General features: G+C 53.5%; 1 pseudogene. It reads right to left on the bottom strand.

Going from position 1 to position 286, the window contains the following annotated elements:
• Window positions 1–286: pseudogene (locus ACYP03_RS25740) on the bottom strand (iron ABC transporter permease); the annotation flags it as partial.

Here is a 286-nt window from a genome sequence, read left to right as displayed (position 1 = left end):
TTCCAGCCAGACAAGCGGTAACGGATATCTTCATTCGGCTCACTGTGCTGCTGAAACAATTTTTGACGGCGGCGACTGAATCGCTCGGCACTGATCAGCAAAAAAATGGCCAGCAGCATCATGGCAGAAATTTTTGCCGCTGCGTTGAGGTTGGAATAGCCCAGCCAGGTGTCGTACACCGCAGTTGTCAGAGAATGGACAGCGAAGTAACTGACGGTGCCGAAATCGCCCAAGGTTTCCATCGCAATCAAAGACAGGCCGACCGCGATTGAAGGCCGGGCCAGAG

It is taken from the genome of Photobacterium sp. R1, from assembly GCF_054600795.1.
This window is presented reverse-complemented; position numbering and strand designations above follow the sequence as displayed.